Genomic DNA, 24,481 nt, shown 5'->3' on the forward strand with positions numbered 1-24,481 from the left:
CAAATTATTTCTCACGAGATTCAAGGCGAATATCGCACTGTCAACCGGCGTCGGGGGGCTCCACCAGACAAAGGTTCTTTTAATCAGCCAAGGCTCAGGCGTGACAAGTTCGCTATTTGGTGGGCCGCGCAAGGGCGATGTTGTGGTGTAGCCCGGCCCTTCCCTGATATCAGCAGATAAAACTGCGATATATGTGATTTAAAATACTGACTTTATGGATGAGGTTCATAATATTAACATAGCCCAAAATGCAGTGAGCCCTATCAACTTTCGCCAGTGAGTTTCCCGTCTGGCGGCGTTGAGTGAAGTCGAAGAAACCGGTAATTATCAAGATGTAATGTCCGCCGCTGATGAAGGAGCTTGTGCCCTTTTGATCGAAACACAGAGGGCGGACCTTGGCGCAAAACGTGCACTTATGATGTGATTCCGGGCGCGGCCGTTACGCCGGCCGTCCGTGAAAAGCAACTTTCAAACCGGAGTGACTGGAACGTGGCGCAGCAAACGGCTGACATACCACTTCAAGACCTGCTGGTGCAGCTGAAGGAGCTTCCCTCCCTCGCGCACTACAGCCTTACCCTGTACCGCAGGCGTAACGGCGCCGTCGCGTCCTGTCAACATTTCGAAACCTGCTCCACCATCATCGAAGACCCTCTCTGCCGCGACGTATCCCGCCAGTTTTTCGAAGAAAACATGGACGTCTTCTTCGAGGAGGGAACTCCGTCGGTGTGCCGCTACGGCGGCGGCTTCCTCGGCTTTCTCATCCCCTTCGGCGTCGGGGGCGACGATTGCTGCCTCGTGGGCGACGGGGTGCGCGACGAGTCCATCGACCTGTGGCAGCTTGCCGCCCTCTCCCGAACCGAAGGGGGCGGGGATGCCTTTTCGCTGCTCCCCTACGTGGAATCGCTTCACACCGCGCGTTACGAAGAGGTGGAAAACGTCGCTCAGGAAGTGGGGCGCGCCATCGAGCAATACCGCTTCCCGACGGCAAGCCCCCCCCTCCCGCAGATCGTCACCGCTCCCTGCGAATCGGTCACCGACCAGCGCCTTCAGGCCGTCTCCCAGGCGCTCGAGCGTATCGACCGATGTACCTCGGTCACCGCCTGCGTCGCCATCGGCTGCGAGACCATAGCCGCCGAGTTCGAGGTCCCGCGCATCGCCGTGGCGCTCCCAGACGCCGAGGGTAAATCCTATCCGGTGACCGGCGTGTGGGGGATGCCCGACGAGATCGGGGTCGTTCCGGCCGAGTCCCTGCACCTGTTCCTGGCGCCCGCCAAGGGGGGGAAAGCGGTCCCCTGCGACGCCAAGATGCGCGCCGCCCTCCCCGGGCTCAACGCCGCCATGTGCGCCTTCTTCCCTCTCAAGTCGCAAGGGGAGCGGCTGGGCTTTTTGGCGCTACCGGAGAGCGATATCCCGCAGAACTCGGCCATGCTCGTCAACATGCTGACCGGCGCCATGGCCGCCAAAATGCGCTGGATCGTGAAGGACGCGGAACGCTCCAAGGAAAACGCCCTCTCCGAGCGCCTCATGTCGCTCACCGACACGCTGCTGCAGATCGACAGCAAGGAGCAGCTTTACGAGGCGATCATGAAGATCGCGTCCGACCTGATCGAGGCAACCCAGGGTTCCATCATGCTGATCGACAAGGACGGCGAGGGGATGCACATCGTCTTCACGCTCGGCATGACGCTCAACATCGCCCGCTGCCTGCAGTTGAAGGTCGGCAAGGGGATCGCCGGCATGGTGGCGAAGACCGGGCAGCCGCTCCTGGTGAACGACGTGGAGAAGGACAGCCGCGTCGCCATGGCCAACCGGCTCCGCTTCAAGTCCAAATCGCTCATCTGCATCCCGCTGAAACTCAAGGACAAGGTGATCGGGGTCTTGAACCTCTCGGACAAGAAGAACCTCCGCCCCTTCACCAACGGGGATCTGCAGCTCCTCACCTCGTTCGCGAACTTGGCCTCGCTCATGATCGAGCGCACCGAGGTGCTCGAGGAGTCCGAACGTTTCGAGCAGCTTTCGGTCACCGACGCCCTCACCGGACTTTACAACCGCCGCTTCCTGAAGAGCAGGCTCGAAGAGGAATTGAACCGCAGCACGCGCCACAGCCTGAACCTCACCATCATCTTCATCGACCTCGACTTCTTCAAGAGCTACAACGACCTTTGCGGGCACCTGGCCGGGGACGAGGCGCTCAAGATCACCGCGGACATCATCAAGGACTCGCTGCGCGAGATGGATATCGTCGCGCGCTACGGCGGCGAGGAGTTCTGCGCGGTCCTTCCAGGGACCTCGAAGAGCGAGGCCATGATAGTCGCCGAGAGGATCCGCACCGAGATCGAGGGCAAGCGCTTCCCAGGCGAGAGCGATATTCCGCTGAGGCGCCTGACGGCAAGCCTCGGCGTCGCCTCCTTCCCCGAGGACGGCCGGACCTTCCACGATCTGGTGCACGCCTCCGACGTCGCGCTCTATGAGGCGAAGGCGCGCGGCAGAAACCGCACCGTCGCGGCGCGAAGCTCCGCGCCGCAAGCCGAGAAAAGCGTCGACGTGGAGCCGCGCCAGGGCGCGTCTTCCCTCGCTAAAACCCTCGATTTCAACGCCTACCTGGAGGCCTCGCTGCAGTCCAAAGGATGACGTCCCCTCAAGCTGAACGCTCAACGTCCTTCCCTCCTGAAACAACCTCGGCTACTGCTGTATTTTTGTTGCTTCACACGGCGTTTTATTAGTGAAAATGTGTACGAATCGTGCTAATAATCACATCGCGCTTCGGAAGCATGCTTTGCGCTCTGCTGACAGCCGCCGGTCCCGGTTGAATTCGGCAGCACAGCCTTTGCTTTCTCCTGTCGCCATGTGAGGTACTGATGAAAGACGCCAGCAAGATTCTTCAATTTGCCCGGCCAGATACAGTAATAGAATTTGCACCCGGTTCAGAAAAGGAAGTTGGTCTAAACAAACTGATCAACAAACTGAACTTCATCAACTTCCAGGAAGAATCCATCCTTGTCAACTTCAGGCACACGAAGTACCCCCGCACGGTAACCATCGAGGCGGCTCCCCTCCCCTGTCTCAACAACAAGCTCGAATGCCGCTGGATCACGACCGACGCCATGAACGCGTCGACCGTCGGCTGCGTTTTCGACAACATATTCGTCGTGAGCGGCCACCGGCTCATCATGGCCGAGCCCGAGCTGATCAGCATCGACGAGGAAGGCGCCACCTTCCTCCTTCCCGACAAATGCATCGAGGTGAACTACCGGAAGTCGCGCCGGCACCCCTGCCAGGGAATCGCCGTCGAGCTCTTTCAAAACGGTGCGCGCCTGAACGGTACCCTGCTCGATTTCAGCGCCCTCTCCTTCAGGGTCGAGGCGACGGGAGACGGCAGCAGGAACTTCAACTGGATCAACGACGAAGCGCCGGTGCAGGTCATCTTCAGCGACGACCACACCACCCTCTATTCGGCCGAGTGCCGCATCGCGACCCAGACGCTCGGGAACAGCCGCAGGATCTACGTCCTGGAACCGCTGCAGGCCCACATGAGGCGCTTCAAGGCGAAGGAGGTCCGCAGCCTCCGCCACGAACTGCTCCCCTTGCCCAATGCCGTATTCAGGCACCCCTTCAGTCACAGAAACATCGACCTGAAGGTACTGGACATCTCCGGTTCCGGCTTTTCCGTGTGCGAGGATTTCGAGTCGAGCGTCCTTTTGCCGGGGATGATCATCCCCGACCTGGAATTGCGCATCGGCAACGGCTTCGCAACGAGGTGCTCCGCACAGGTGATCTACCGCGAGGACAAGCCGTTAAAGGAAAAGTCCTCCCTGGTGAAGTGCGGGCTGTGCTTTCTCGACATGGACATCCGCGACCATGTGAGCCTGCTCTCCATTCTCTACCTGGCCAAGGACAAGCACTCCTATATCAGCACGCAGATCGACCTCGACGCACTGTGGCAGTTCTTCTTCGACAGCGGCTTCATCTACCCGGAGAAGTACCACTACGTGCAGGCGAACAAGGCGCAGTTGAAGGAGACCTACCGCCGCCTCTACACGGAGAATCCGAGCATCGCGCGCCACTTCGTCTACCAGGAGCACGGCACCATCCTCGGACACCTGGCGATGCTCCGTTTTTACCGGGGGAGCTGGCTTGTGCACCACCACGCCTCGAACAAGGCGGAGTCGAGCCTCGGCGGGCTCATCGTGCTGAACCATCTCTCGCACTCAACCAACGACTCCTACAACCTGAAGTCGTCGAAGATGGACTACCTCATCTGCTACTACCGCCCGGACAACAAATTCCCGAACCGGGTCTTCGGCGAAGCGGTGCAGGCCATGGGGGACAAGAAGGGTTGCTCCATCGATACCTTCGCCTACTTCCATTACCACCGCACCTTCTCGGACAACTGGAACTTCTCCGGCCCGTGGAGTCTCACCCGCACGACCCGGGAAGACCTGTTCGACCTCGAGGCCTTCTACGAGCAGCACTCAGGCGGCCTCATGCTGAACGCCTTCGATCTGGAGCCCGGGTGCGACTGCGGCGAACTCGCGCAGGATTACCGGGAAGCGGGCTTCAAGCTGGAGCGGCACCTCTACACGCTAAAAAGAGGCGGGACGGCCAAGGCGGTCGTCATGGTCAACATCTCCGACATCGGCCTGAACCTCTCGGACCTGACCAACTGCATCACGGTATTGATCATCGACCAGGAACAGTTCCCCAAGGACATCCTGCTCATAGCGCTGTCCATCATCACGCACAAGTACCAGCAAAACGACCTGCCGGTACTCGTCTACCCGGCGAGCTACGCCGAGCACACAAGTCTCCCGTTCGAACGCAAGTACACACTCTGGGCGTTCAACATCCAGACCCACACTTCCAAGTTCATCAAGTACCTAGGTGACCTCCACAACCGCAACAGGCACAGAAGGACGCAGGGAACAGAGTCGGCTCAAGGCACTTAAGGAACAGATGATGAACGATCCGTTATACAACAGCAGCATCATCGACACGTACATAAAGCTGATAAAGAACCGGTACAACTTCATCAACGTCGGTGAACTGCTGAGCTACGCCGGGATGACCCCGCTCGAGGTGGCCGACCCGGGGCACTGGTTCACCCAGGAGCAGGTCAACCTCTTCTACGAACGCCTCCTGAAGCTTACCGGCAATGAAAACATCGCCCGTGAAGCGGGACGCTACGCCGCCTCCCCCGACGCCATCGGCATCCTCAGGCTCTATTTCTTAGGGCTCGTAGGGCTCGCGCGCGCATTCAGCCTCATCGGCGATACCGTCAACTGCAACCTCGTCCGCTCCTCCACCTACACCTCCAGGCAGATCAGCAGCAACAGCTATGAAATCATCGTGACCCCGAGGCCCGGCACGCAGGAGGAGCCGTTCCAGTGCCAGAACAGGATGGGCTTCTTCGAGGCGGTGGCGAGCCTGTTCCAGGCAAAGCTTCCCCGCATCGAGCATCCGGAGTGCATCTTCAACGGCGACCCGGTGTGCCGGTACATAGTCACCTGGGAGAAGTCGAGCATCAACTTCTGGCGCTACGCGAGGAACTACGCCTTCGTCGTCATCCTTCTCGTGACGGCTCTTTGCTTCCGCGCCGGTCAGATGAGGTCGGTCTACCTCCTCGCCCCGTGGGCGCTCTCCCTGCTCCTCGCCCTGAAGATCGGCTCCCTGCGCAGCGAGAAGACCGCCCTCTTCACCAGCCAGAAAAGCCTCAAGGACCTGAGCGACAACCTCTTCAAGAAGATGGAGATCAACTACACAAACGCTCTCGTCACCAACGAGATCGGGCAGGTGATCAGCAGGCAGACCGCGGTCAACGACATCCTGCAGAACGTGGTGCAGATCCTGGAGAAACGCCTGGACTACAGCCGCGGCCTCATCCTGCTCTCCAATCCGGAGAAGACGCGGCTCGTATTCCAGGCCGGCTTCGGATACCACGACGAACAGCTCGCCTTCCTCGGAAAGACCACCTTCCACCTGGACCGCCCCGACTCCAAAGGGGTGTTCGTCATATCCTTCCGTGAGCAGCGCCCCTTCCTGGTCGCCGACGTGAAGGAGATCGAAGGAAACCTCTCCGGCAAGAGCCAGAACTTCGCGAAGCAACTCCTTTCCCAGACCTTCATCTGCTGCCCGATCATATGCGAGGGGGAGTCGCTCGGGATCATCGCCGTCGACAACCTGAAGTCGAAGCGGCCGCTCGTGCAGAGCGACGTCTCGCTTTTGATGGGGATCGCGCCGGTGATCGGCATCAGCATAAGAAACGCAAAGCTGCACGAGGCGAAGTCGAACCAGTTCAGCTCGTTTCTCAAGGTCATGGCGGCATCCATCGACGCCAGGGACCCGCTCACCGCAGGTCACTCCGAAAAGGTCACCGAGTACTCGGAAGAGATCTGCGAAGAGCTGGGCATTGAGGCGGCGGAGCGGGAGATGATCAGGGTGGCGGCGCTTCTGCACGACTACGGGAAGATCGGGGTCCCCGACGCGATACTGAAGAAAAACGGGCGGCTCTCGGAGATGGAGTACGAGATCGTCAAGACCCACTGCCACAAGACGCGCGACATCCTGGAACAGGTCAACTTCGAAGGGATCTACCGCGAGGTGCCGGAGATAGCCGGCGCCCATCACGAAAAGATCGACGGGACCGGCTACCCGAAAGGATTAAGGGGAAAGGACATACCGCTGGGGGCGAAGATCATCGCCGTTGCCGACTTCTACGAGGCGGTCACCTCGCAGCGCCACTACCGCGATCCGATGAAGACGGAAGATGCCTTCCGGCTGCTCCGGGAAGGGGCCGGAAGCCATTTCGACAGAAACATCGTCGAGGCGCTCATCACCTGCCGCATGAGAGCGGCGGAACAGGATGAGGGGCAAGCGGCTCAGGAAGCCTGAGGTTTGCGTCCGCGGCAGGAGATGATCGGCGTGTAGGTGAAGCGGCGCGGGTTGGCGAAGAAGCTGCGGAATTCCTCGAGGAATTCCTCGTATCCCCCGGCGTATTCGTCGAAACCGTACCCGGACCTCTTGGCGGCGACCTCGACCTTCTTGGTCCAGTTGAACTCGTCGACCTGCTTCAACTCTCCGAAGATCTGGTGATGCGCCCCGACCTGCACGTCGATGTCCTCGTAGCCCAGGTCGTACAGGAAAGAGTAGAGTTTGCGGCCGACATAGGGGTCGAAGTCGTCGTTCACCTCGAGGCTCCTGATCGTTGCGGCGACGGCACGCTCCATCCGGGGTGAATGGCCGAAGTGGCTGAGGCAGTTGTAGTCGAGGTCGATGAGGCAGAGGATGCCTCCCGGCTTCACCGCCTCGGACATGTTCTTCACAAGTTGGTAGCAGTTGGAGAGGTGGTATTCGAGGAAGAACCTGCACCAGGCGAAGTCGTACTGCCCCAGGTAGTTGAGCGGCTGGTAAAGGTCGCAGCGCTCGAAACTCACGGTGTCCGAGCCGTAGTGTTCGCGGGCGTAGGCGATGCGTTCCTCGGAGAAGTCGACGCCGACCGCCCTCCCCCCTGGCTGTACCAGTTCGCCGAGCATAGCCGTGGTCTTGCCCGGGCCGCAGCCGATATCGATTACGCTCATCCCGGGTGCGAGCCCCGCCCAGCGTGCCTGCTCCCCGGTAACGGCGTTGTCGGTCTTCATGTCGAGCCGCAGCGATTCATCCGCGTGCTCCATCAGGTACTTCCGGTCTGACTGCATCAAACGCTCCTGTTAAGCTTTTCGAATCATTAGGGTTTATCACATATGCCGCTGATTCGTCAATCAGGCAGTTGGGCATGCCCCAGCTGCTCAGCACACAGTCACGACAAAGCCCGCCACATGCAAGCTTTACAAGATTGGTAGGCTATGGTAATTGGAATGCCGCCTGCCCTAGGGCGGTGCAAAAGGTTCCGTCGAATGAAATCAATCCTTGAGGAGGATCCATGAACTACAGGAAGAGCCTGATCGCCGGCGTGTTTGCCTCGGCGGTCACACTCGGAGCAGGAGCTTTGTCCGCAGCCCACGCCGCCGGCTACGCAGTATTCACCCACGGCGCGTCCGCGCTGGGACAGGGGAACGCGGTCACCGCCCACGCGAGCGACCCGAGCACCATTTTTTACAACCCCGCACTGATGAACAAACTGGAGGGGACCCAGCTCCAGGTCGGCACCACTGCCATCTTCTCTTCCCGCGAGTACACGAGCTCCGTCGGCAGCAACTCCACCTCCGACAATGCCGCCTTCTTTCCGAGCACCTTCTACGTGACCCACAAATTCAACGACAAACTGAGCGCGGGCTTCGGCGTCTTCAATCCCTTCGGCCTCGGCACCGAGTGGGGCAACGGGTGGGACGGCCGCTACATCGCGACCAAGTCCGAACTCACCACCTTCGACTTCAACCCGGTCGTCTCCTACCGCGTCCTCCCCTCGCTCACCGTGGCCGCAGGTTTGGACGTCTTCTATCTCGACGCCACGCTGCAGCGCATGATGCCGTCTTCCAGTCTGGCCGCATATGGGATGCCGGGGGGGTACGATATCGGCGTGAAATTCAAGGGTGACGGTACCGGCATAGGGTACAACCTTGCCGCGGCCTACGACGTTTGCGAGCACCTCACCTTGGGAGCCTCGTACCGCAGCCAGGTACATGTCGACATCTCAGGCGACGCCACCCTCTCCAGCCCGGTGTTGCCGGTAAGCGCCTTCAACAGCGGCGGCAAGACCAGCCTCACACTGCCGCCGCAATTCACCGCCGGGGTCGCCTTCAAGGGCATCGACAGACTGACCCTCGAGGCTGGTATGCGCTGGGAGGGGTGGTCCAAATTCAAGGAACTCAGCATCCAGCAAGACAACGGCTTCAAGACCGAGACGCCGAGAAACTGGAAGGACAGCTGGGGGCTCAACCTGGGCGGCAGGTACCAGTATGACGACACCGTCGCCCTCCTGGCCGGCTACGTGTACGGCGACACCGCGGTACCCGACAGCACCTTCGATCCCTCCATCCCCGATGCCAAGACCCACGTCTTCTGCGTCGGCACGGATCTCAACCTGAAGCCGGTCACCGTCGCCCTCTCCTACGCCTATCAGCTCTACGAGAACCGGAGCAAGCACAACACGCTCTACGGAGTTGACGAAACCTCCGCGAACGGCAAGTACGAAAACGACGCACACCTTGTGGCGGTCTCCGTCGGCTACAAGTTCTAGGGAAATTCCGCATATTAATGGCAAAAGGCCTCTTCCCTGACGGGAGAGGCCTTTTCTTTTCCAAAGATTTTGCAGCCTTAGGCAAAAAGCGTTGTTTTTCAGAGCAAAGCCGAAAGTTTTGATGCAAAAACTTTTACTTTTCAGGTGAAAAAAGTTGCTTTTCAGGTAAAAACAGTTGCTTTTCAGGTAAAAACAATTGCTTTTCAGGTAAAAACAATTGCTTTTCGAGCAAAAACAATTGCTTTTGAGCAAAAACTGATTTTTTTTGGACCAAAACTGTTACTTTCCGGGCAAAAACTTTTACTTTTGGTGGCAAAACTTTTACTTTCCGGCGATTGAGAACTACTTGAGCTTCGCGAATCTCGGATCCATGCTCCGCACCAGGTCGTCGTACGCCACAAGCGCCTTGATCTGCGGCGAGGTCTTCTTGACCGTCGCATCGAAGAGCGTGAGTTTCGTGTTGAACACCTGGGCCTTGTTCTTGAGGGCCGCAGTGCTCTCGGCGAGGAAGCTCTTCTCAGCCTTGTCGTCGCTTTTCAGAAGCGCCTTCGTCTTGTTCCAGTATTCGTCGGTGGTGCCGACATAGTGGTTCAGGCTCTCGAGGAACGAGAGCGACGAGGTGGAGAGCTGTGAGGTGGTCGTCAGACGCTCCTGCACGTCCGTCATCCCCTTGAGAAGATCCTGGTCGGCGAAACGGACCAGGTCGGAGACCTCCTGGGCGTAGTTCGGCTTGTTCGGATCGAGCGCATCCGCGCGGGTCAGGAACTGCTGTGAGGTGCCGAGATACTTGTTGATGGAGACCGAGGCGGCCCCGAGGGAAACCGCAGCGTCGGAGACGAACTTGGTGAAGAGCGAGGCCTGTCCCGCGTAGGGGATCGGCAACACCCTGGCGAAGCGAGCCGCTACCGAGCCGGCCTGGATGTACTTGGAGTATCCGGCGACGTGACCGGACATCCATTTGACGTAGCTCTCGAAATCGGCCATCGCCTGGCGCTGGGCACGCACGTCAGCGGTGATCTCCTTGAGTCTCTTGCTGTTGCGCGCGGCAAGATCGGTCGAGGTGATGCTGCAGCTTTGCAGCGCCTTGAGCTTCTCCTGAAGGAGCGCGTTCTCCTGCGTGAGTGCGGCTATGGTTGCGGCCTGGTCGCCGGTCTGCGGCATGACCACGGCAGCCGGAATTGCAGCTGCAGGGGAAGCGGCCGGGGCTTCAGAAGCCATGGCATGGGAAGCGATGAAGCCGGCTCCGATGATGGATGCGGCGATAACGATGCGGATTTGCACGGGTAAGCTCCTTTGACAAAATCGGTCAAACTGCTGGGAACATACATCAATAGAACCCGACAGACAAACAAAAAAGGTCTTTCGTGATTGCAATGAACGTGCAGTGACCTCTCCACAAAGCGATGCACCGTTTAGAGATCGTTCCTACGGTCCTCCGTGGGAACGCACGCTGGGAACGCTCCAGCGTCCCCTATACAGACGCCGGAGCGTCCGAGGCTTTGCGTTCCCACGCTGGAGCGTAGGAACGATGCAATGATTTTCCGCAGCACCACGTCTACATTCCCTCTCCCTCCGGGAGAGGGTCAGGGTGAGGGCGTCGGCAGTTGCAACTACTCACTTCGCGGCAACGCCCTCACCCGCCCTACGGGCACCCTCTCCCGCAGGGAGAGGGGGACTAGCGGATGAGCATCGCTAAACGAGAAAAAAAATGGGCCGCGCATGTCGCAGCGCGGCCCTAAAAAAGACTGAGGTAGTTTTCTTCTTTATTTTTCTTTGTAGCTGATGCGGTAGCTAAACCCTTTCGGATCGTACCAGTTGAGCATATCGCCGCCGACCTCGGCATAGGGATAGCCGAAAGTGTTGAGCGGAGCGCCTGCCTGTGGCGGATTCAGCACGACATCCCGTCCCGAAGCGATCTTGAAGCGGTAGGGATCGATGCCCCCCAAGAAGTATTCGCGGTACGCGCGTGTCTTGGCGTCGGCAAGCTCGAGCTTCTCGACGAGCATCGCCTTTCTCACGTCGGCAGGATCCACCGGGACCCAGCCGGTGCCGGGGAGGAAGAACTCGACCCAGCAGTGCTGCCAGGTGGTGATGTCCTCCTCCGCCTTCTTGCCGAGGCGCAGACCGAAGACCTCGCGCGCCGGCACCCCGGCGGCACGGGCAAGGGCGATGTAGACCGAGGAAATGTCGGTGCACTTGCCGCCCGGCTTCTTCAGGAGTTCGCAGACATCCCCTTTGCCGCAGCCGACCGTCGCCGGGTCGCGGTACATGTTCTCGCAGGTCCAGTCATAGATCGCCCTCGCCTTCTCCAGAACGGTCTTTTTACCTTTGACGATGGACTCGGCAAGTTTCTTCACCTCGCCGTCCACCGGCCCCATCGAGGTCGGGGCAAGGTACTCGGCGTAGTCCGCAGGGTTCCATGCCGGTTCCTTGCCCGACAGGTTCTTCATCTGGATTTCCTCGCGCTCCACCTTGAAGGTGTAGGTGAGCTTGCGGCTCTTGGCGTCCTTGTCCCACTTGGCGAAGAGCATCGGCGTGCCGTTCACCTTGTCGGTGTAGACCGCCGAAGCTGCGAAGTCGCCGGCAACCTTCACGTCGGTGACGTTCTGGTACCGGTCGGATACCGCATAGGGTATCCACAGTTTCGTCTCCTTGCCCGCTTCCTGACGGGAAAGATCGACTTCGACGCTCACGATACCACTGCGGCTCTGGGCCCAGGCGGCGGGCGCGAGGCTAAGGGAGAGGGCCAGCAGCGAGAGCAACAACCTTTTCATACAAACTCCTTGTTTAACTCGATATTCAACGGCACCAGCAGGTGCCTTACAGTTGCGACTTGACTACGGGCAGCCCGGCCTCTTTCCATTCGGAAAGGATGGCCTGGTAAATGGAGGGATAAGCGAGCTTCATCAGCTTGCGGTAGGCGGAGTAGCTGCGCCCGCCGCTGTTGCAGTACACGATGATTCCCTTCTCCTTCTGGAGCACACCGGACTTGGAGGCGAAATTTTCGGCCGGGATGTTTATCGCCCCTTCGATGTGCCCCTCGGCGAACTCGAACTCGTCACGTACGTCCACGAGGACGTAGGCGTCCTTCTTCTCCTTCAGGATCGCGGTCAACTGCGCCGGCGTGAGCTTGGTCGTCTCGATCTTCTTCGCGTAATCGGGACCCGCGACGATGGGGTACCCCTTCTCCTCCCAGACCGGGAAACCGTCCGGGTAAATGACCAGGTTGGTGTAGCCCGCGGCTTTCGCCTTGGCGGCGACCTTCTTGCTCTTGCCGCATTTAACCCCGTTGCAGTAAAGGACCACGAGGGCTCCCTTGTCTTTGGGAAGAAGCGCGAGTCCCTTCTCGAAATCCTTCTCGGTGACGTTCACCGCAGTGACCAGGTGGGCGACTTGGTATTCGTCGTTTGTGCGCGCGTCGACCAGGGTGAAGCTCCGCTTTTCATCCAGCATATCCCTCAGGGCCTCGCTGGAAACGGTCTTGAAGTCGGCATCCGCGGCAGGAAGCGGCAGTGCGGTCGCCAAGAGAAGAAAAAGGGTCAGCAGCGAGACTGTGGACCTGCCCAGTAAACGGATGACGCTGTTCATAGTTGCCTCCAATTGATATGCATGACATTGAAAAATCAACGTGACATCTCTGGTTTTCGAACACAACTGAGCGACAGTACCGTCTCACCGGTCACCCTCCGAGCCTGGCGCTTATCAGCTCCAGAAAGGCCTCTATCCTCACCCTGAGCTGCTCGGTGTCGGACTCCGAGTAGTCGGTTTCGATCTGCAGGAACGGAGTCCCGGGTCCTTGCTGCAGATGGTGCTTCACGCTAAGCGACTCCACATTGTAGGTATGGCACCCCTGCCAGGTGAGGTCGATGACGCCGTCGACCTGGAACTCGTCGACCAGCCGCTCCAAAAGGGAGAGCCTGCCGTGGTTTGGGGACATGCACGAGCAGGGTATGCGCAGGTACTTCTCCGCGATGCTACGGAGCAGATCCGCGCCGGGGACGACGGGATCGACCTTCTTGTAGGCCCCGCAGCTCTCGAAGCAGACCACGGAACCACCCAGTTCCTCGACCAGGCGCACCACCTTGTCCGACCCGACGCCGACGGGTACCCCGGTGAGGAGGATGCGCGGGGTGGTGCTGTCGAAGGGGGAAACGCCTCGCTCGGCCAGTTCGGTGAGCTCGGCGGTAAGCCGGTTTACAAGTTCGATCGCCTCGTGCTTGTCCACCGTGAAGCCCCGGTTGTGTAGCACGGTCAAAAGATCGATCCCGGTGATCGGCGCGGGCTTACGTTTCATTACGTCCTGGAGCGCCTTGAGGGACCGGCGCTCCTCGTTGAGCAGCATCACGGCGGATGCCAGACGCTCCGGAGTGATCTGCACCGAGAACTCCTCTTCGAGTCGGCGTATCAGGCGTTTGAGTTCAAGGATCCAGTACTCGAGGGCCGCCTCGTCCTGCACCTGCGGCAGCTGCATAAGGTGCAAAGGCTTCATCCGGCCTAGCAGCTCGTACATCTTCTTCTTGCCGTCACAGGTCGTTTCCGCAAGCAGCAGGTCGGAAAAATGAAAGAACGGGCAGGTATCGGTGAGAGCGAATCCGTAGCTCGACTTGATGAGAGGGCAGAGCGAGCGCGGCAGCACCTTCTCGGCGGCCGGTATCGGCGTGGGGCTGGTGCCGCACAGGGAAACCGGGATGGCACCGGCGGCGACGATGAGCTCGACCGGCGAGAAAAGGCAGTAAGTGCCGACGACCTTCTTGCCTCGCTCTTTGGCCATCTTAAGCGATATCGCGTTTCTCTCCCGCAGGCCGCTGATCTCTTGCAGGGTGGGTGTGCAAACCTCGCTCATGCTTCAAACCCGACTAGGGCGGCGCCCAGGGCACCCACCAACTGAGGGGCTGCAGGGACTAGGACCTCGGCGCCGAGGCCGGAGCCGATGGCACGGCAGATGGCCGGGTTCAGCGCGACGCCGCCGCTGAAGGTGATCCCCCCGGAAACGGAGACCTTGCCGGCGAGTCCCTGCATCCTGGAAGCGATGGACTGGAAGACCCCGGCGGCGATGCGCCCCTTGTCGACCCCCTTCGCGAGCAGACCGATGATCTCGGATTCGGCGAAAACGGCGCACATGCTCGAGATACGCACCGGTTCGGCACCCGCCGAGATGCTTCCCAGCTCTTCGAGCGATACCCCAAGCACGCCGGCCATGACCTGAAGAAAGCGTCCGGTCCCGGCGGCACATTTGTCATTCATGGCAAATTCAACGACTTTTCCCTCGGCGTCGACGCTGATCACCTTGCTGTCCTGTCCGCCGATATCCAGCACGGTACGGGTTTCCGGGTGGAGGAAATGGGCGCCGCGGGCGTGGCAGGTGATCTCGGTGACCTTCTTGTCGAACAAGGGCAGCGACACCCGTCCGTAGCCGGTCCCTACCACCCTTCCGACCGCCCCCTCGGCTATACCGGCGGCGTCCAGAGCCTGGCGAAAGGCGGCAACCCCGGCGCCGGCCGGATCCCAGCCGGTAGGAACTACCGCGGTGGCGCGAATCGCTCCGTCAAAGAGAACGGCCTTGGTGCCCGTCGACCCTATATCGATTCCTGCTGCGATCATGGTGCCTCGTTTTTATGGATCTCTCAGGCGGCCGAAGGAGAATAAGGGCCTGACATCAATAACCAATTGACCATCGAGAGTCAAATTGATAAATTCGATCAAATAAATACTAGGTATCGCATCTACCAATAAGGAGGTGTGTGGTGAACCTGAAACAGCTCGAAGTGTTCATAAAGGTGGCGGAAAGCGGAAGTTTCTCGAAGGGGGCGGAGGCTACCTTCATCACCCAATCCACCGTCAGCCAGCACATATCCGCGCTGGAAGGTGAGTTCGGCATGAAGCTTCTGGACCGTACCGGCAAGGGGGCACTCCCGACCGAGGGGGGGAAGATCCTGCTCGAGCGCGCACGCAAGCTCATGGATTATGCGAAGGAGATCCCCGTCGCCATGGCGCGTTTCAAGGGCGTCGAGGAGGCCGAGCTGAACATCGCCGGTAGCAGCATCCCGGGCGAGTACATGATACCGGCGGCACTGCCGCTTCTAATCAGCCGTTTTCCCGGGGTCACCATAGTGCTGCGTCAGGGGGACAGCCGCGACGTGCTGGGAAAGCTCATCTCGGAAGAGGTTGAGCTGGGCGTGGTAGGCGGGCGTTTCGAGGAGGAGAGCCTCGAGTTCATGCCGCTTGCCGACGACGAACTCGTGCTCATCGCCCCCGCCGGGCATCGCTGGAGCGGCAAGAAGGGTATCAGCAAGGAGGATTTGTTGGGAGAGCAGGTCGTGCTGCGTGAAACAGGTTCGGGCACCGGGAAGGCTGCCGCTCAGGCGTTGCGCGAGGCGGGGATAGATCCGGCACGGCTCAAGGTGGCGGCGCATCTTGGAAGCAACGAGGCGGTGAAGCGAGCGGTCATGGCGGGGATCGGGGTTTCCTTCGTCTCCGCGGTGTCGGTACAGCACGAACTGGAGCAGAAGTCGCTTGTGCAGGTTCCCATCGACGGCGTCAGCATGAAGAGACAGTTTTTCCTGGCGAGCCGCAAAGGAAGGGAACTTTCGCCGGCGGCGCTGGCCTTCAGGACCATCATGACGGAGATGTACAAGGGGGATTCAGCTTCCTGATTAGCCCCCCCCCCCTCCCCCTGGGAGAGGGCCAGGGTGAGGGGGGGGGGCGATAGCTGCCGTCCTGTCACTTCGCGGCAACGCCCTCACCCGCCCTTCGGGCACCCTCTCCCAAAGGGAGAGGGGACTTACGACTCTCAATCGTCAATGCGCCTCCCCCTACTCTTCTTACGATCAGAAACCGCCTTCTTGTCGGATAACCGTTTCTCTTTGGCGCCTCTGGGCACCTTAGTCTTGATTCTCTTCTTCGCCTTCTGCTCGCGCCTGCGCAGCATCTCGGCCAGGCGCTCGAGCGCCTTTTCCCGATTTTGAAGCTGCGAGCGGCTCTCGCTTGCCTGCGCCACGATCCCTGTCGGGAGATGGCGTATGCGCACCGCGGAATCCGTCGTGTTGCGGTGCTGCCCGCCGGGCCCCGAGGCGCGGTAAAACTCTACTTTTATATCGGCTTCCCTAATCTCAATCATTTGATGGTTCATCCTTCCTGCTTACTGTGACTGTTATACATACGACGTAGCTGCAACTGGCATAACTTCAGCAACTAGCGCTAAAAATTTCATACTTACCGATTTACCGGATCACACACTTACACATCCCGCCCTTTGTAACTTCCGCCCGTATTGAACTGCCGTGCGATATCTGTTACAGTGCCGCACTTCTGGAAAAATCCGCCTCAAGGAGGAGCACCGGCATGCCCGTCATCACCATCGACCTTGGAACCATGGCGAACAAAGAGAAAAAATGCGAACTGGTTCAGGCTTTGACCGAAGCCGCCAGCACTGTAACACAGATCCCCGCTGAAAAGTTCATCGTCTTCATCAACGAAATGGAGCGCGACAACATCGGCGTCGGCGGCAAGCTCCTCTCCGACATCATCAAATAAACGGAGCCATCCGCAATAACAATTCAAGGAGGACCTATGAAAAAGAGCCTGGGTAAGGCGACGCACGCCATGCCGACGCCGGTCTGGCTGGTCGGCACCTACGACAGTGAAGGAAAAGCAAACCTGGCCACGGTCGCCTGGGGGGGCGTCTGCAGCTCCGACCCGGCCGCGGTCACCGTCTCCTTGCGAAAGGCACGGCACAGCTACGACGCCATCATGGAGCGTCAGGCGTTCACGGTTAATATCCCCTCCCGCGACTTCGTGGTCGCCGCCGACTACGCAGGCATCGCCTCGGGCAAAAACGCCGACAAGTTCGCCGCCGCAGGCCTCACGCCGGTGAAAAGTGATCTCGTCGACGCACCGTACGTCGCCGAGTTCCCGCTCGTAATCGAGTGCAAGCTGCTGCAGACGGTGGAAATCGGGGTGCACACCCAGTTCATCGGCGAGATCGTCGACGTCAAGGCCGACGCATCGGTGCTCGACGAAGCAGGCCTCCCGGACCCGACCAAGGTGCAGCCCATCGTCTACAGCCCGACCAACCGCGGCTACTACGCCCTGGGCGAAAAAGTGGGCCAGGGTTTCGACATCGGCAAACAGTTGATGAAGTAACTGGAGCCTCGTCGCTCATACGGTATACTCCTTCCCGTTATCTCATCTGGGGTGAGGGAGTGCCATGGACGACGAGACCTTCAAAAAGGAAGTGCTGGACCGGCTGCAACAGATCATCGAGATGCTCGCCTCGATCCTGCCGGAGGCGTGTATCGAGGAGCCGGAAGAGACGACAGCGACAACGGATAGAGGGGTACGTAACAGAGCCGACGAAGCTTATTCCATGCTTGAGGAAATGCAGGATAACTACCAGTACGCCGTTGAGAAATGGCAGAGGGAGCACGGTGCCTGACACCTCTTTTCTCCGCACCTTAAAAGGCTGGTTGACCGATGGTCGACCAGCCTTTGCTGTTTCAGCGTTCAGCCTTTTGCAGCGGCAAAGCGCCCCGCCACGAAGCGCGTTTCGAAAGCGGCCGTCACCCGCCTCAGCCGATCATCCAGAAAATCCATGGTCCGCTTGGCGATTTGAGCCGGGACCCCGCCGTAGAAGGCCTCGGCAATTGCTCCGGTGATGCAGGCCAGGGTGTCTGAGTCCCCTCCCAGTGAGACGGCGAGGCGGATGGCGCTTTCGAAATCGTTTGATTCGAGAAACGCGGTGACGGCCTGTGGAACCGTCCCCTGGCAGGAGACGTCGAAACGGTACGAGGGCCTGATCTCATCGCAGCTGCGCGCGAGATCGTAGCCGAATTCCCCGGTGATGAAGCAGCGCAGCTCGTCCTTCGAGGCGCCGGTGCGCCCCAAAAAGACCGCGCCGGCAACGGCCTGCGCCCCCTTCACCCCCTCGGGGTGCCCGTGGGTCGGGAGGGTGCAGCTCCTCGCCAGGGACAAAGCGTCGGCAAGCGTATCGCAGGCCCACCCCACCGGGCTCACGCGCATTGCGGCACCATTGCCCCAGCTGTTGTAGGGCTTAGGCGCATCCGACTCGGCCCACGCGACGAATCCCCTGCCGTATCCCGCGTCTGGGTAGCTGCGGTAGTAATGCCTCATGGTGTCGTCGTACGGCGCGCCGGTCATGATCGCGTCGGCGAGCGCCACGGTGAGCACGGAGTCGTCGGTAAAGCGGCAGCTATCCTGGAAGAGCGGGAACTCCGTGCTCTTTATGTTGTTCCATTCGTAGATGGAGCCGACGATGTCTCCGGTCAGAGCACCCAGCATTGCGCATTCCCCCTACCCCGCTTCGTGCGGTTCTGGTATCATCCCTTCTCATGAACTACCTGTTCCATCTATACCTCTCCGGCGACGATCCCGACATCCTCACCGGAAACTTCATGGGCGACTTCGTGAAGGGGCGCCTCACCGACGCCTACCCGGACAAGCTGCGACGCGGCATCGAGCTGCACCGCCGCATCGATTCCTTCGCCCAGAACCATGAGAGTTTCACCGCCAGCAGAAAGCGCCTGGGGGCTGACTTCGGCCTGTACCGCGGCATCATGGTCGACATCTTCTACGACCACTTCCTCGCCGTGGGATGGCGACAGTTAAGCACCGAAGCGCTCCCGGACTACCTCAAGCGCGTACGCGCGAGCGTCGAGGCGCGTCGGAACCAGCTCCCCGAGCGTCTCAAGGGACTGGTGCCGGTGATCTTCGAGGAGATGATCCCTTCCTACCTGGACACCGAAGGGGTGGCCGACGCGCTGCGCCGCATGTCGCGACGCGTGCCGAGGGCGAACCCGCTCGCTTCAGGCGGCCAGGAGCTTACCCGCCACTACCGCTTCTTGCAAGAGGATTTCCACGCCTTCCTCCCCGACATTCGACGTTTTGCCGAGGAGACCATCCGGCGCTGACCCTTTCTTCGGCGCGGCAACGGTTCAGATGATGCGCGTGAATTTTTCCTTCGGGTAGATGGAGCGCGCGAAGAAGTCGACGAAATCGTCGACCACCTGTTCCACAAGGGCCGGATCAAGCATTTCCGGGCACTCCTCCTTCGGGGGACCGTCGAACTGCATGGTGAACTTCCGCATTTCCAGTTCCGCACTTATCGCACTGCCGCGCAGGCCATCGCCTTCCGGTTCGCGCTCCCAATAGACGCGCGCATACGGCAGGGCCTCCCTTAGTCTCAACATGATCTGCCTGCCGATATCGTGCATCGGCTCACCTCCCGCTTACGTTCCGATTTGGCAAAAACAGCTGCAATATTAGCGGTCCCCTTAGAATTTGCAATTCATCGGCAAGCTAGTTTTGAGATCGTTCCCACGGTCCTCCGTGGGAACGCACGTTCGGGACGCTCCAGCGCCCCTTAGGCAGACGCCGGAGCGTCCCACGCTTTACGTTCCCACGCTGGAGCGTAGGAACGATGCCGTCTCCCTCCCTGCCCCTCCCCTCCGGCGGCCGGACCTCGGCGCTCACTCCAAAGAGATCTCCTTATGCTACAAAAGTGCAATTCCCTCTGCTCTTTTCGCCGAAAAACCTTACATTGCGCTTGAATCCGAGCCCGGAGCAAGGTACATTAGAGCGCCGCATAGACGCCGCTAATTGGAGAAGACCGATCGACACGATTCAACTGCTCATCTTCACCCTTGACGACCAGCGTTACGCGTTGCGTCTGGACCACGTAAAACGGGTGGTCCGGGCGGCGGCCCTCACCCAGCTCCCCAAGGCTCCTGATGTGGTAATGGGCATCCTGGACCTGCACGGAGAGATCGTTCCCGTCATCAATCTGAGGAGGCGCTTCAAGCTCCCCGAGCGCCCCGTCGCCTCGAGCGACCAGTTCGTCATCGCACGCACCGGCAGGCTCACCCTTGCCCTCGTCGTGGACGGTTCCGAAGGGGTCATCGAGCCGCCTTCGGCCGACATCGTCGCCGCCGACGAAATCGTGGCAGGAGACGGGTTCGTGGCCGGAGTGACGCGGACCGCGGATGGACTGGTACTGATCCACGACCTCGACGCCCTGCTCTTCCCTCACGAAGAGGAGCAGATCGCGGCGGCGCTGGCACGCACCTGACATGGCGCAGTCGCAGACAAGCGCGACGCTGCAGCTGTTCGCCGCGTTCGTAGCAAAAGAACTTGGGCTTCACTTCCGCAAGGATCGCTTCGCGGAACTGGCACAGAAGATGGCTCCCCTTGCGCAGCAGGAAGGAGTCGATGATCTGGACCGCTTCCTGCTGCAGCTCATGTCCGCCCCGCTGGGAAAGGAGCGTCTGCGGCTTTTGGCAGGCGCCCTCACCATCGGTGAGACTTACTTCCTGCGCGACCCGAAGAGTTACCGGGTGCTCGAGGAGCGGGTGCTCCCGGAACTTGTCGCGGCCAGGCGACGCGGGAACCGCACCATCCGGATCTGGAGCGCCGGATGCTCCACCGGCGAAGAGCCCTACAGCATCGCCATCATCCTGAGCCGGGTGCTTCGGGACACGACCGGCTGGAAGATCAACATCCTCGGCACAGACTTGAACGAACACGCCCTGGAACGAGCCCGGCTGGGGGTGTACGGCAAGTGGTCCTTTCGTAACGCGCCGGGGTGGCTCATGAATTACTTCACCCAGCGGCCGGACGGCAGCTTCGAGATAGCATACGGCATCAGGGAGATGGTCCGTTTCGGGCATCTGAACCTTGCCGAGGAGACCGATACCCCCTCCCCCATCGCCGGGGGCGCCGATGTCATCTTCTGCCGTAACGTGATGCTCTATTTTCGCGAGGAGCAGATCGAGAAGACCGTCGCCAGGTTCCGTTCCGCGCTCAGGCCCGGTGGCTGGCTCTTCATGGGACCGACCGAAGTGGACCACCACAGGGTGGAAGGCTTCACCTGTCACATCTTCGATGGCGCCTTGGCGCTGAAAAGAAGCGATGGACGCCATAAAGCGACCCGGGCCGCGCTTTCAGTACCCGCTGCCGTGCCGGCGCCTCTTTCCGGTGCACACGCGGGGCAGGTGATCGGGCGCAACGCGACATCTATCGCCGAAAAGCGCCCCCCGGCTCGCAAACCGGCGCCCGGAGCCGAACTCCCTGCGGCGCAGGCGATACCGGACGCACCGCAGAGCCCGGACACACTGCAGCAGGCGCTGTCGCTGTTTGAAACGGGAGCCTATGAACGGGCGGCCGAGGTCGCCCTCGCCGGAGCGCAGCAGGCCGAGCACCTGGCCCTTGCGGCACGCTGCTACGCAAACCTCGGGCGTTACGACGAGGCACGGGAATTGTGCGAAAGATCGATCCGGCTCGAGCGACTGAACCCGCACAGCCACTACCTCCTCTCCATGATCCGCGAGCAGGCGGGGGACGACGAAGGCGCCATCACATCGCTTAAGCACGCGCTCTACCTCGACCACGACTACCTGTTAGCCTACTTCGCGCTCGGAAACCTCTTCCGCAAGCGCGGTGAGCGGCAGGAGGCGGAACAGAGTTTCGGCAACGCCCTGCGCCTTTTGCAGCGGCTCGACCCGAACGAGGCCATCCCCGACACCGAGGGGATGACGGCCGGCATGTTGATCCACCTGATCAAGGGCATCAGCCGGGGATAACACGGCAGGTTTTAAGCGCCGAGCCTGCCCAGCGCACCTCCCCCCGGAGGGGGGAGGCCGGGAGGGGGGAAGTCGGGTCAAGCCGCTACGCTCCCCCTCCCTGTCCCTCCCCCTCCGGGGGCGGGAACGCCTGGGCTACTTACTTAGAAGGAGAAGCAGATGTCGCAGAGAAGTTCCGCCATAGACTGGGCGTCGCTGCTCACCCGCCAGCAGGCGGCCTTCGACGCCGTTCTCCAGGACCGGCACGACCACGAGCGCGAGCAGGCGCTGCTTCAGGAACGCGCCCGGCTCATGAGCCAAAAGCCTGCCGAGGACGCCGGGAGCATTGCCTGCGTCGACTGCCTGGAGTTCACCCTCTCCGGCGAGCACTACGCCATAGAGCTCTCCTTCATCGCGGCCACGCTTCCCCTGGCCGACTTCACCCCTTTGTTCTGCACCCCTCCCTTCGTTTTGGGGATCACCAGCGTGCGCGGCAGAATCATCTCCATCGTCGACCTGCGCCGCTTTTTCGAACTCCCGGCAGCCGGACTTTCCGACCTTAACCGGGTGATCGTCGTAAGCGACGGCACCATGGAATTCGGCGTCCTGGCCGACCGGGTCGAGGGGATGCGCTCGCTGCCCCGGTCGGAACTCAACCCGGCACCCGACACCTTTACCGGGATGAGAGGCGAGTTCCTTGCCGGGGTCACTGCCGAGCGGCTTGCCCTGCTCGACATGGCCAGGATACTGGCCGACCCGCGCCTCATCGTGCACGAAGAGGTCGGGTAGACCTATTGAAATCAAGATCGAGGTTGAGGTTGCGTCTCAACCTGACTTTTGGAGGTTCCATGCTCAGCACCCTTAAAATCCGCTCCAGACTGATCGCAGGCTTTTCCGTGCTGCTCGTGTTCCTGGTCCTGATCGGCGCGCTCTCCCTCAAGAACCTCGCCGCCGAGGGGCGCCTGCTCAGCGAGTTCTACGAGCACCCCTTCGCGGTGACCAACGCGATCCAGCAGGTCGACACCAACATCGCGCGCATGCACCGCGGCATGAAGGACGTGGTCCTCTATGCCGCCGACCGTGAAGACCTGGAAGCAACCCTTGCGGAGATCGCCAAGTACGAGCAGGAGGTCTATCGCGGCCTCGCCCTCGCCCGCGAGCGATTCCCCGGCGACCAGGCGAAGATCGACCGGATCAAGGAGTCGATGGACCAGTGGAAGGAGGTCCGCGCCAAAACCATCGCGCTCACCCGCCAGGGCAAGGTGAAGGAGGCGGTCGCCTTCCACAAGAACTACGCCCGCCGCACCGTTGCCCAGATCGACGCCCAGGTGGAAGAGGTGCTGAAGGCTTCGCACGCCATGGCCGACAACTTCGCCGCCGAATCAGCCCGGAACCAGCGCCTCACCTTCGCGGTCACCGCGATTCTCGTGGCACTGGCCTGCATCATCGCCGCCATAATCGCCTTCGCCATCACCGCCTCCATCACAAGGCCCCTGAACGACGCGGTGCAGGCCGCCGACCGACTGGCCCAGGGGGACGTTTCCGTCGAACTCGACAGCGCCTCTCCCGACGAACTGGGACAGCTTTTACGGGCGATGAGAAAAATGGTGCTCTCCCTGCGCCGCATGGGGGAGACCGCGAACCGGATCGCCGTCGGCGACCTCGATCTCGAGGTGGTTCCCCTCTCCGAGCGCGACGTCTTCGGCAACGCCATGAGCAACATGGTTGCCTCCCTGAAAAGGCTCGCCGCCAGCGCCGACCGCATTGCGGCCGGGGATCTCACCATCGAGGTGCTCCCCGCCTCGGATAAAGACCGCCTGGGTAACTCCTTCAGCGTGATGACCAGGAACCTCAGGGACTTGAGCCTCGAGATCTCCGAGGTGGTGAACGTCTTAGCCGGGAGCGCCGCCGAGATCATGACCACGGTGAGCGAGCTTGCCTCCAGCTCGGCCCAGACCGCCACCTCCATCTCCGAAACCAACGCCACGGTCCAGGAGATCCGCCAGACCACCGACCTCACCTCGCAGAAGTCGCGCCAGGTTTACGAAGGGGCGCACCGTTCCGCGCAGATCGCCAAGACCGGCCGTGAGTCGGTGAACAGCACCCTGGACGGCATGCAGGGAATCGACGAGCGCATGGGCTTCATCGCCGAGCGCATCGTGAACCTCTCCGAGCAGAGCCAAGCCATCGGCGAGATCATCGCCACGGTGGCCGACCTAGCCGAGCAGTCGAACCTCCTCGCGGTCAACGCCGCCATCGAGGCCGCCAAAGCGGGTGAGCACGGCAAAGGGTTCGCCGTGGTGGCCCAGGAGGTGAAAAACCTCGCCACCCAGTCGAAACAGGCGACCTCCCAGGTGCGCAGCATCATAGGGCAGATCCAGAAAGCCACCACCGCGGCCGTCCTCGCCACCGAGCAAGGGAGCAAGGCGGTCGAGGCGGGGATGAAGCAGTCAAGCGAAGCGGGCGAGTCGATCCGCCAGCTTGCCGCGAGCATCGAGGACTCTTCCAACGCCACGCTGCAAATCGTCACCTCGACACAGGAACAGGCGATCGGCATGGACCAGATCGCCATCGCCATCCAGAGCATCAACCAGGCAAGCGATCAGAACGTGGAGGGGTCGCGCCAGATCGAGGCGGCGGCCAAGAACCTTTACGAGTTGAACCAGAAGCTGCAGAAGCTGGTGAGCGGCTACCGGCTCGCCTGATCCCCTTACGCGGCGGCGATCACGAATAAAAG

At 60.7% G+C, this 24,481-nt stretch carries 23 protein-coding genes; 14 read left to right on the plus strand and 9 right to left on the minus strand.

The window, feature by feature from the left end; translation table 11 throughout:
* The first annotated feature begins 489 nt into the window (after positions 1-489).
* From D6Z24_RS06080 to D6Z24_RS06090, 3 genes are all read left to right on the plus strand, one after another.
* Positions 490-2,631, plus strand: coding sequence for a sensor domain-containing diguanylate cyclase (locus D6Z24_RS06080; RefSeq protein ID WP_129125676.1), 2,142 nt, complete (start codon positions 490-492; stop codon positions 2,629-2,631).
* A gap of 227 nt (positions 2,632-2,858) precedes the next feature.
* Complete coding sequence (locus D6Z24_RS06085; RefSeq protein ID WP_129125677.1) at positions 2,859-4,946, plus strand: PilZ domain-containing protein; 2,088 nt, start codon at positions 2,859-2,861, stop codon at positions 4,944-4,946.
* 7 nt (positions 4,947-4,953) lie between these two features.
* A complete protein-coding gene (locus D6Z24_RS06090; RefSeq protein ID WP_129125678.1) occupies positions 4,954-6,888 on the plus strand; it encodes an HD domain-containing phosphohydrolase in 1,935 nt (644 codons plus the stop codon).
* Here the strand turns inward: D6Z24_RS06090 and D6Z24_RS06095 are convergent.
* Positions 6,876-7,691 (minus strand): class I SAM-dependent methyltransferase, encoded by an 816-nt coding sequence (locus D6Z24_RS06095; protein ID WP_129125679.1) that lies wholly within the window; start codon positions 7,689-7,691, stop codon positions 6,876-6,878. The two genes, D6Z24_RS06090 and D6Z24_RS06095, sit on opposite strands and share 13 nt — an antisense overlap.
* 224 nt (positions 7,692-7,915) lie before the next feature.
* Between D6Z24_RS06095 and D6Z24_RS06100 the strand changes: the two genes are divergently transcribed.
* Positions 7,916-9,172: an OmpP1/FadL family transporter gene (locus tag D6Z24_RS06100; RefSeq protein ID WP_129125680.1), complete on the plus strand. Its 1,257-nt coding sequence runs from the start codon at positions 7,916-7,918 to the stop codon at positions 9,170-9,172.
* Positions 9,173-9,316: 144 nt separating this feature from the next.
* Positions 9,317-9,511 carry a hypothetical protein gene (locus D6Z24_RS06105; protein ID WP_129125681.1) on the plus strand — a complete coding sequence of 65 codons (195 nt, stop codon included), beginning with the start codon at positions 9,317-9,319 and terminating at the stop codon, positions 9,509-9,511.
* A 3-nt stretch (positions 9,512-9,514) separates the two neighbouring features.
* Here D6Z24_RS06105 and D6Z24_RS06110 read toward each other — a convergent pair whose 3' ends face one another.
* The 5 genes from D6Z24_RS06110 to D6Z24_RS06130 form a co-directional block, all read right to left on the minus strand.
* Positions 9,515-10,453, minus strand: a complete 939-nt coding sequence (locus D6Z24_RS06110; protein WP_129125682.1) for a hypothetical protein — start codon at positions 10,451-10,453, stop codon at positions 9,515-9,517.
* A 482-nt stretch (positions 10,454-10,935) separates the two neighbouring features.
* Positions 10,936-11,946 carry a transglutaminase-like domain-containing protein gene (locus tag D6Z24_RS06115; protein ID WP_129125683.1) on the minus strand — a complete coding sequence of 337 codons (1,011 nt, stop codon included), beginning with the start codon at positions 11,944-11,946 and terminating at the stop codon, positions 10,936-10,938.
* 46 nt (positions 11,947-11,992) lie between these two features.
* Positions 11,993-12,760: a rhodanese-like domain-containing protein gene (locus D6Z24_RS06120; protein ID WP_129125684.1), complete on the minus strand. Its 768-nt coding sequence runs from the start codon at positions 12,758-12,760 to the stop codon at positions 11,993-11,995.
* A gap of 91 nt (positions 12,761-12,851) precedes the next feature.
* Positions 12,852-14,015: a double-cubane-cluster-containing anaerobic reductase gene (locus D6Z24_RS06125; protein ID WP_129125685.1), complete on the minus strand. Its 1,164-nt coding sequence runs from the start codon at positions 14,013-14,015 to the stop codon at positions 12,852-12,854.
* The gene (locus tag D6Z24_RS06130; RefSeq protein WP_129125686.1) at positions 14,012-14,773 is read right to left on the minus strand and encodes an acyl-CoA dehydratase activase; all 762 of its coding nucleotides are present in this window, start codon (positions 14,771-14,773) and stop codon (positions 14,012-14,014) included. The genes D6Z24_RS06125 and D6Z24_RS06130 overlap by 4 nt, the downstream gene beginning before the upstream one ends.
* A 143-nt stretch (positions 14,774-14,916) precedes the next feature.
* On the opposite strand from D6Z24_RS06130, the gene D6Z24_RS06135 reads away from it, so the two are divergent.
* Complete coding sequence (locus D6Z24_RS06135; protein ID WP_129125687.1) at positions 14,917-15,825, plus strand: selenium metabolism-associated LysR family transcriptional regulator; 909 nt, start codon at positions 14,917-14,919, stop codon at positions 15,823-15,825.
* A 137-nt stretch (positions 15,826-15,962) separates the two neighbouring features.
* Here D6Z24_RS06135 and D6Z24_RS06140 read toward each other — a convergent pair whose 3' ends face one another.
* Positions 15,963-16,289: a peptide chain release factor family protein gene (locus D6Z24_RS06140; protein ID WP_246014584.1), complete on the minus strand. Its 327-nt coding sequence runs from the start codon at positions 16,287-16,289 to the stop codon at positions 15,963-15,965.
* Between the two features lie 224 nt (positions 16,290-16,513).
* Here D6Z24_RS06140 and dmpI point away from each other — a divergent pair, with 224 nt between their 5' ends.
* The 3 genes from dmpI (at position 16,514) to D6Z24_RS06155 (ending at position 17,606) form a co-directional block, all read left to right on the plus strand.
* The gene (gene dmpI / locus D6Z24_RS06145) at positions 16,514-16,705 is read left to right on the plus strand and encodes a 4-oxalocrotonate tautomerase DmpI (RefSeq protein ID WP_129125688.1); all 192 of its coding nucleotides are present in this window, start codon (positions 16,514-16,516) and stop codon (positions 16,703-16,705) included.
* 36 nt (positions 16,706-16,741) lie between these two features.
* On the plus strand, positions 16,742-17,314 hold the full coding sequence (locus D6Z24_RS06150) for a flavin reductase family protein (RefSeq protein ID WP_129125689.1): 573 nt from the start codon (positions 16,742-16,744) through the stop codon (positions 17,312-17,314).
* A 64-nt stretch (positions 17,315-17,378) separates the two neighbouring features.
* A complete protein-coding gene (locus D6Z24_RS06155) occupies positions 17,379-17,606 on the plus strand; it encodes a hypothetical protein (RefSeq protein ID WP_129125690.1) in 228 nt (75 codons plus the stop codon).
* A gap of 68 nt (positions 17,607-17,674) precedes the next feature.
* On the opposite strand, the gene D6Z24_RS06160 is transcribed toward D6Z24_RS06155, so the two are convergent.
* Positions 17,675-18,469, minus strand: a complete 795-nt coding sequence (locus D6Z24_RS06160) for an ADP-ribosylglycohydrolase family protein (protein ID WP_129125691.1) — start codon at positions 18,467-18,469, stop codon at positions 17,675-17,677.
* Positions 18,470-18,519: 50 nt separating this feature from the next.
* On the opposite strand from D6Z24_RS06160, the gene D6Z24_RS06165 reads away from it, so the two are divergent.
* The gene (locus D6Z24_RS06165) at positions 18,520-19,098 is read left to right on the plus strand and encodes an acyl carrier protein phosphodiesterase (RefSeq protein ID WP_129125692.1); all 579 of its coding nucleotides are present in this window, start codon (positions 18,520-18,522) and stop codon (positions 19,096-19,098) included.
* A gap of 24 nt (positions 19,099-19,122) precedes the next feature.
* On the opposite strand, the gene D6Z24_RS06170 is transcribed toward D6Z24_RS06165, so the two are convergent.
* Positions 19,123-19,401, minus strand: coding sequence for a hypothetical protein (locus tag D6Z24_RS06170; RefSeq protein WP_129125693.1), 279 nt, complete (start codon positions 19,399-19,401; stop codon positions 19,123-19,125).
* A 326-nt stretch (positions 19,402-19,727) separates the two neighbouring features.
* On the opposite strand from D6Z24_RS06170, the gene D6Z24_RS06175 reads away from it, so the two are divergent.
* From D6Z24_RS06175 to D6Z24_RS06190, 4 genes are all read left to right on the plus strand, one after another.
* Positions 19,728-20,255 carry a chemotaxis protein CheW gene (locus D6Z24_RS06175; RefSeq protein WP_246014585.1) on the plus strand — a complete coding sequence of 176 codons (528 nt, stop codon included), beginning with the start codon at positions 19,728-19,730 and terminating at the stop codon, positions 20,253-20,255.
* A gap of 1 nt (position 20,256) precedes the next feature.
* Positions 20,257-21,765, plus strand: coding sequence for a CheR family methyltransferase (locus D6Z24_RS06180; RefSeq protein WP_129125695.1), 1,509 nt, complete (start codon positions 20,257-20,259; stop codon positions 21,763-21,765).
* A 159-nt stretch (positions 21,766-21,924) separates the two neighbouring features.
* A complete protein-coding gene (locus D6Z24_RS06185; protein WP_129125696.1) occupies positions 21,925-22,533 on the plus strand; it encodes a chemotaxis protein CheW in 609 nt (202 codons plus the stop codon).
* A gap of 59 nt (positions 22,534-22,592) precedes the next feature.
* The gene (locus D6Z24_RS06190) at positions 22,593-24,449 is read left to right on the plus strand and encodes a HAMP domain-containing methyl-accepting chemotaxis protein (RefSeq protein ID WP_129125697.1); all 1,857 of its coding nucleotides are present in this window, start codon (positions 22,593-22,595) and stop codon (positions 24,447-24,449) included.
* Positions 24,450-24,481 lie beyond the last annotated feature (32 nt).

The organism is Geomonas oryzae (assembly GCF_004117875.1).
GTDB lineage: Bacteria > Desulfobacterota > Desulfuromonadia > Geobacterales > Geobacteraceae > Geomonas > Geomonas oryzae.